Source organism: Pyramidobacter sp. CG50-2 (assembly GCF_003612005.1).
Lineage (GTDB): Bacteria > Synergistota > Synergistia > Synergistales > Dethiosulfovibrionaceae > Pyramidobacter.
Genome location: NZ_RAWT01000103.1, coordinates 1 through 1,134, shown reverse-complemented (window position 1 = coordinate 1,134; position 1,134 = coordinate 1). Strand labels below are relative to the sequence as shown.

Below are 1,134 nucleotides of genomic sequence, written 5' to 3'. Positions count from 1 at the left end.
CCCTCGCCGCGGGACAGAACGCCACCTACACCATCGGCGCCGACCCCCACGGAAGCGCCCCCGGCATCCTCCTCGACAGCGCGCACAAACGCCTCGACATCATCCCCACAGGCGACGTCATCACCACCGCCGTCAGCGGACGCACCCTCAGAGTCGGCCTCGACCCCGCCAAACTCCAGACCCTGATCAACACCACCACCGCACCCATCACCAACATCTCCGCAAAGTTCAGCGTCAGCGACGGAGCGAGCACCCCCCACAGCCACACCGTCACCCTCGCCCAGAACCAGACCCCCAACATCCAGTTCGTCGGCGCCTCCAACCAGATCGTCACCAACGTCACCACCACCCCCGCCGGCGGCGTCGTCACCATCGGCCTGCACCAGGACATCCTCGACGCCATCGCCAACGGCAGCGGCGGCAGCGGCGCCTGGAACCTCCAGACCAACGGAGACACCGCCACCCCCATCGGCAACGGCGACACAGTCCAGTTCAAAAACGGCAGGAACGTCACCGTCACCCGCACCAATAACGGCAAAGACGTCACCGTGAGCGTCGTCGACGCGCCGAATTTTGCCGGCAAAGTCACCGCCAAAGGCTTCGACGCGAAGAAAGAGAAAGTCACCAACGTCGGCGCGGGGAACATCAGTTCCGACAGCTATGACGCAGTCAATGGAGCGCAGCTGTGGAAGGCTTCGAGCAGCGTCGCCACCCACCTCGGCGGCGGCTCCTCCGTCACCCCCGACGGCACCGTCTCCGCCCCCACCTACAAGTTCAAGTACGTGAACGGCGGCAGCTACAACACCGTCGGCGACGCCTTGAGCGCCGTAGACCGCCAGTTCGGCAAAGTCTACAACAACTTCGGCAACGTCTACAACCAGATGGGCGAACTGAGAAGCAGCATCAAGACCACCGGAGCGCTCGGCTCGGCCCTGTCCGCGCTCAAACCGATGCACTACGACCCCGTCGAACCCAGCCAGCTCATGGCCGGCTTCGGAGCCTACAAAGGCGAATACGCCCTGGCCCTCGGCTGGGCGCACTACGTGAAAGAAGACTTTATGGTGCACGCCGGAGTGTCCGTCACCCACCACGGCGAGTCGATGGCCAACGCCGGGCTGACGTGGAAGATCGGCA

1 protein-coding gene is annotated in these 1,134 nt (G+C 64.6%); it reads left to right on the top strand.

Annotated features, from left to right (window positions below):
- A partial coding sequence (locus D7D26_RS11950) for a YadA C-terminal domain-containing protein (RefSeq protein WP_199674793.1) occupies nucleotides 1–1,134 on the top strand: 1,134 nt, incomplete at both ends.